7 protein-coding genes are annotated in these 6,583 nt (G+C 36.5%); all 7 read left to right on the plus strand.

From position 1 onward, the window contains the following. The first annotated feature begins 11 nt into the window (after positions 1-11). Entirely contained in the window at positions 12-767 is a 756-nt protein-coding gene (locus D7Y06_RS02915; RefSeq protein ID WP_120406335.1) for a DUF6115 domain-containing protein, read from the plus strand. Further along, positions 764-1,369, plus strand: a complete 606-nt coding sequence (locus D7Y06_RS02920; RefSeq protein WP_120406336.1) for a hypothetical protein — start codon at positions 764-766, stop codon at positions 1,367-1,369. The genes D7Y06_RS02915 and D7Y06_RS02920 overlap by 4 nt, the downstream gene beginning before the upstream one ends. Positions 1,370-1,539: 170 nt before the next feature. Then, positions 1,540-2,277: a 30S ribosomal protein S2 gene (gene rpsB / locus D7Y06_RS02925; RefSeq protein ID WP_120406337.1), complete on the plus strand. Its 738-nt coding sequence runs from the start codon at positions 1,540-1,542 to the stop codon at positions 2,275-2,277. Positions 2,278-2,298: 21 nt separating this feature from the next. Continuing rightward, positions 2,299-3,228, plus strand: coding sequence for a translation elongation factor Ts (tsf, locus tag D7Y06_RS02930; protein WP_120406338.1), 930 nt, complete (start codon positions 2,299-2,301; stop codon positions 3,226-3,228). Positions 3,229-3,368: 140 nt separating this feature from the next. Further along, positions 3,369-4,319 (plus strand): hypothetical protein, encoded by a 951-nt coding sequence (locus tag D7Y06_RS02935; protein ID WP_158591198.1) that lies wholly within the window; start codon positions 3,369-3,371, stop codon positions 4,317-4,319. A 109-nt stretch (positions 4,320-4,428) separates the two neighbouring features. After that, positions 4,429-5,451: a PDDEXK nuclease domain-containing protein gene (locus D7Y06_RS02940; RefSeq protein ID WP_120406340.1), complete on the plus strand. Its 1,023-nt coding sequence runs from the start codon at positions 4,429-4,431 to the stop codon at positions 5,449-5,451. Between the two features lie 480 nt (positions 5,452-5,931). Further along, on the plus strand, positions 5,932-6,411 hold the full coding sequence (locus D7Y06_RS02945) for a hypothetical protein (RefSeq protein ID WP_120406341.1): 480 nt from the start codon (positions 5,932-5,934) through the stop codon (positions 6,409-6,411). Positions 6,412-6,583: the final 172 nt, after the last annotated feature.

The following is a 6,583-nucleotide window of genomic DNA, read 5'->3' on the forward strand; positions in this document are numbered from 1 at the left end:
AGATTGGAAGGATGACAGGAGTAGAAATTCTGTTGCTGGTAATCGGAGTAGTATTTTTTGTTGCCAGTTTCTTTATAGCAGAAAAATTATCGCCAAGTGAGCTGGGGAAAATCGGTGAGCTGAGTAATGAAGAGATTCAAAAAGTTATGGAGCGTGAACTTCAGAGAGCCACTGCCAGCATCGGCAGCAGAGTGGAAGAAAAAGTAGAGGAAGTTTTGGTAAAAACTGCGGATTCTATGGAAAATGAGTGCAATGACAAAATTAAAGCCATTGGGGAGTATTCTGACACGGTAATCGAATCTATGAATAAGACCCATAATGAGATTATGTTTCTTTACAGCATGTTGAATGATAAACATGCGGAGCTGACTCAATTTTCTTCAAAACTTCAGGAACTCTCCAGTGAGATAGCCAAAAAAGATGAAGAAATTCAGAAACATTTAGTTTTTCCAGTAAAGGTGGAGGAAGTACAGCCTCCTAAACCGGCGGGAAAACCGGGACGGAAACCGAAAGCAAAGGCAAAGGAAAAAGAAAAAGCTCCGGAGAAAGTGGAGATTGAGGCCGAAGAAGGGTTGAAAGATGTATTGTTTGAGGAGTTCAACGCAGAGATTGAGGCCGATGACAGAGAAGACTTTAATCATAACGAAGAAATATTAAAGCTGCATAAGCAAGGAAAATCAGCTATTGAAATTGCCAGGGAACTGGCCTTAGGTCTGGGGGAAGTTCAATTGGTAATTGGATTGTATGAAGGGAACCGGAAGAAGTGAAATTAAAATATTATTTAAGAGGAATAGGAATTGGCGTAGTGGTCACGACCCTTATTTTTATGGTTTCAATTGCACTTCATAAAAATGAGACGGACAATACACCTGCAGAGGACAAAAAAAATGCTACAGTGGCAGATATGCTGGAGACAGAATCAGAGTCAGAAAGTGAAGTCTCCCAGGAAGAAAATCAGCAGCTGGCCCAAAAACCTGAACAAAAGTCTACAGAAGTAAATAAGCCGGAGACAAAGAGTTCCGAAACTAATGTGCCGGAAGAAAAAAGTTCTGAGACGAAACCTGCAGATAAGATAGAGGAAGATGTCAAGGATGATAAGAAGGAAAATGACAATCCGGCAGATAATCCTTCTGACACGGCCCTTGACACGGGAAAAGTCAGGTTTGAGATTGGAGGAGGGGAATACTCCGATGTGATTTGTAAGAAATTACAGCAGGCAAATCTCATTGACAGTGCGGAAGAGTTTAATAAGTTTTTAATTGCCAATGATTACGATAATTTGATTTTACCGGGGGTCTATGCAATTCCTAAAGGGGCTACCTACGAGGAAATTGCAAAACTTCTGACAACGAAAATAGAAGAGAATTAAAAAAGGAGATGCAGATTTTATCTTGCATTTTCTTTTTTCTTGTGATATAATTTTTAAGGTTTGGCAATAGTGCCGGCTAAAAAGCACATATGTGGATGATGGGACAGGTGCCAAAAGGTGTTCCATAAGAGGAAACATATGGAAGCAATGAACCATACGGAGGTAATAAGATGAGTGTTATCACAATGAAACAGTTATTGGAAGCAGGTGTTCATTTTGGACATCAGACCAGAAGATGGAATCCTAAAATGGCTCCATACATTTACACAGAGAGAAATGGGATTTATATCATTGATCTACAGAAATCTGTAGGCAAAGTGGACGAGGCTTACAAAGCAGTTGCAGATATCGTAGCTGACGGCGGAACTATTCTCTTTGTTGGTACAAAAAAACAGGCGCAGGATGCCATTAAGGCAGAGGCAGAGCGCTGCGGCATGTACTATGTAAATGAGAGATGGCTGGGTGGCATGCTTACCAACTTTAAGACGATTCAGAGCCGTATTGCAAGGCTGAAAGCCATTGAAACTATGGCAGAAGACGGAACATTTGATGTTCTTCCCAAAAAAGAAGTTATCGCCCTTAAGAAAGAATGGGAAAAATTGGAGAAAAACCTTGGGGGTATCAAGGATATGAAGAGAATTCCGGATGCTATTTTTGTGGTAGACCCGAAAAAAGAAAGAATTTGTATCCAGGAAGCTCATACATTGGGTATTACTTTGATTGGTATTGCAGATACCAACTGTGATCCGGAAGAGTTAGACTATGTAATTCCCGGAAATGACGATGCAATTCGTGCGGTAAAACTGATTGTTTCCAAGATGGCAGACGCTGTTATCGAGGCAAACCAGGGTAACATCGAAGTGGATGAGGCCGAGTTTACAGAAGAAGAGGAAACAGTAGAAGAGTAAAAACAGTTGGAGGATTGAGAAATGGCTATTACAGCAGCAATGGTAAAAGAACTGCGTGAGAAATCCGGCGCAGGAATGATGGATTGTAAAAAAGCGTTAAACGAGACAAACGGCAACATGGATGAGGCAATGGAGTACCTGAGAAAGAACGGGCAGGCAAAAGCTGAGAAGAAAGCAGCTAGGATTGCAGCGGAAGGTATTGTTAAAATTGCAGTGAAAGACAATACAGCAGCTATTGTTGAGGTAAACTCCGAGACAGATTTTGTTGCAAAAAATGAGAAATTCCAGACTTATGTAGGGAAAGTTGCAGAGCAGGTACTTGTGAGCAACGCCGCTGATATCGATGCATTTATGGAGGAATCCTGGACAGAAGACGCTTCTAAGACTGTGAAAGATGCATTGGTGGAGCAGGTGGCTGTCATCGGCGAGAACTTAAAAATCAGAAGATTTGAAAAAGTAGTTGCAGAAAACGGATGTGTAGTTGATTATATTCATGGCGGCGGACGCATTGGCGTTATCGTAGAAGCCGACACAACAGTTGTAAATGACGCTGTAAAAGAAGCTATGAAGAATATTGCTATGCAGATTGCGGCATTAAATCCCAAATATGTGACGAGAAGCGAAATCAGCGCAGAGTATATTGCCCATGAAAAAGAGATTCTTTTGGCTCAGATTATGAATGATCCCAAAGAGTCCCAGAAACCGGAAAAGGTTATCAATGGCATGATTGAAGGCCGTGTGAATAAAGAGCTGAAAGAGATCTGCCTGGTAGATCAGGTTTATGTAAAGGCAGAGGACGGAAAGCAGACCGTTGCAAAGTATTTGGAGGCTGTTTCCAAAGAGGCTGGCGCACCGGTTTCTGTTAAGAGATTTGTACGCTTTGAGACAGGCGAAGGCTTGGAGAAGAAAAATGAGGACTTTGCGGCGGAGGTTGCAGCGCAGATGCGTTAGTGAACTTTGTGGCGAATTTTATAACGAAACGAAAAGAATCTATGGGTAAATGCTCATAGGTTCTTTTTTTGAACTTTATATATGAAAATATTAAAAGTTGAAGTATAATAAGAGAAAAATAATAATTTCAGAAGGCGGATATGATGAGTTATCTTAGAATGTATAGAGATAAATTTGTAGAATCGAATGATTTGGAATACATTTATATGAATCAATCTTTAAAATTTGTGGATTATATGGAGCAAATTGGATTGGGGGATAAAATAGTAGAAATTGGAAGTCAGCAATTAAAAGATTCGGTTTCATTTTATCATGGGAAAAGTCTCATTCAAACTGTTAATACAATGAATAACCATTTGAATGCAATAAAAAAATTTTTTGTTTATCTTTACAAAGAAGGAATTGCTGATAATATTTTTAATAAAATTGCAGATTATGATGCTTTTAGGGATGAGATTATTACAGAGAACAATTTAAAACCTTCTAGTAATAGAGGATATATTGATGCAGATCAAATAAAAGAATTATTAGATTATTTTAATAGCTATCCTAAAAAGTATAGTAATATGACAATGATAGGGTTCTTTTTTAAGATTACATTATTGGTTCCTGCAAAACGAAAAGTAATCGCTAATTTGAAAGTGAAAGATTTTTCAGATGATTTTGAGCTGCTGTATCATAATGGTATTAAAATCAAATTACCACGGGCACTTAGCCAAGATATAAAAAGAGAGTTAGAAAAGATAAGTAGAGAAATTTGTGAGGAGAATTTATTTTTTGAATTGTTTTGTAGTTGTAAATATTCAGAGAATGTGTTTAATACACCATTTTATTATGCACTGAGAGAAACTGGATATGATGTGCCAGAGGATAAAGATACATTCTCTGTAGAATGCATTAGAAATACTGGGATAGTGAATTTAGCAGTGAATGGTGCGAATCCTTATTTGATTGCACGATTAACAGGATTAAGTTTGGGAAGTCTGGACGTATTATTGCGTAGATTCGAGATCAATATTGATGAACAAAGTAACATTGGCGAAATGATAAACAGGGAAATTAGTAAATTTCAATTTTATCAGGATATATAATTGAATTTGTTATATCGAAGACTTTGGAATGATACTTTAAAAATAGGTGAACTTAGTGATTATGTTAAATTTGTCAGACGGTGTCTGACAAATTTAAGGGAGGTAATGCATGGGCGAAATTAGATTAAATACTGTATTGGAAGATTTAATTTTAAACATTGAAGAAACCGTGAAAAGAGCAAAAGAGAACCTAGCAGGTGTTGTTAATAGCACCATGATAGAAACCTATTGGCTGATTGGAAAATATATTGTGGAATCAGAACAGAATGGTAACATTAAAGCGGCTTATGGAAGTAAATTACTTACTACTCTTTCTAAAGAATTGACGTTGCGTTTAGGTAAGGGCTATAGCCGGCCTAATCTAAATAATATGAGAAAGTTTTATTTAAGATATCCAGATTATCATTTAGTATCTGATAAATTGAGTTGGTCACATATCTGTGAACTGATAAAAATTGATGATGATTTGGAAAGAAGTTTTTATGAAAAAGAAGCGGTAAGCGAAAAGTGGGGAGTTAGGGAACTACAACGTCAAATGGAATCTGCGCTTTTTCTTCGGTTGGCAGTGAGCCGTGACAAAGAAGGAATTTTATCATTGGCACAGGAAGGAATTGAGATTCAAACACCTGAAGACGTAATTAAAAACACTTATACTTTAGAGTTTTTGAATATACCAGAATTGAAACAATATTCGGAAGGCGATTTGGAACAAAGGATAATTGATAATCTCCAGATATTTTTGCTAGAACTTGGAAAAGGTTTTACTTTTGTTGGACGACAGTATAAAATCACAGTGAATAATATTCACTATCATGTAGATTTAGTATTTTACCATCGTATCTTAAAATGTTTTGTGTTAATTGATTTGAAGAAAAATTCAGTAAGGCATGAAGATATAGGTCAAATGAATATGTATCTGGGGTATTTCGCAATGGAAGAGAATATGCCAGATGACAATGCGCCTATTGGGATTATTTTAAGTAAAAACAAAGATGAATTGCTTGTAGAATATGCTACTTATGGGATGGACAGTAATCTATTTGTTTCAAAATATGAATTATATCTGCCTAACAGAAAAGAGCTGGAAAAATTGGTTTATAATATTTTACATGATGATATACAAAACGGATAAAATGTAAATGTATAGATTGTAAAAATATATTTCATGATAATTTGGAAAAACAGAAATTTTGGGGAAGAACCTTACCCCCAAATTCCCCCAAATGGGAAATGGCTATCCCCCAAATTTGAAAAATCAGAAATCGGAAACTTTAGAAAGCAAAATGAAATTTCCCCCAAAATAAAATTTGGGGGATACGGTTGAAAAGCCGCTGGATTAGAGTAGTCAAAAATCACTGCAAAGCCAGTAAAATACATAGTTCTGGGGATATGCGACCAGGACACAAAAAGGGGAAAGTTCGCAAAACAGATGAAATAATTGTCGTATTTTGTCGACACATTGATATTTAAAACAAAAGTTCTTGTAAACGGTGCAGTGGCACTGTTTACAGGAACTTTTTACATTTCAAGGAAATATAAGTGGTAGAATATGGAGAAAAAGTATGTTAGAATAGAAAAAATGAGAACCTACTTATGATTTGGAGAAGTGAGTATGGACAAGGGAGAAGTTATTAAAAAAACTAATATTGAGAAAACGCATGTGCCAGATAAAGTTTATGCGTTTATGATTCAATCGCATCATATGTTATATGAATTGTTGAATTGTAAAGATGGAGATAGTGTGAGTGTTGAAGTATTTGATGATGTAGGGGTAGAACATGAAGATGGAAGCAAGGATGCTATTCAATTAAAAAGTGCCCTTTCTAATAGAAATCCGGTATCTAATAAGGCGGCTGATTTATGGAAAACAATGTATAATTGGTTGATTTCTGTAGAAGCTGGTGTATTTGATCCGGGAAAAGTAAAATTTATTTTATTCCTTAATGTCAATAAGCAAGGAACTATTGTTAATGGATTTCATTTAGCAGAAAGATATGATGAGGCAGTTTTGGCATGGAAGAATGCAAGAAGGGAGTTTTATGATGAAAAGGGGATACTTAAAGTAATTGGAGAAGCAATGTTAACAACTTAGTAGTGGTATGACATTACAACAGGATTAAGCCATTGAACCAACAATAATAGATGATAGGAATGATAAAAATACACTAAAAAAGGGCGGACTTCCCCCTTGGTGCTATCAGCTGTTTTTTCATATAGTGGTTATATTGTAGAATGTAAAGAAGTTGGCATCACCACCTTTCTTA

Origin of the sequence: Roseburia sp. 1XD42-69, from assembly GCF_003612565.1 — a bacterium.
Classification (GTDB): Bacteria; Bacillota; Clostridia; order Lachnospirales; family Lachnospiraceae; genus Roseburia_B.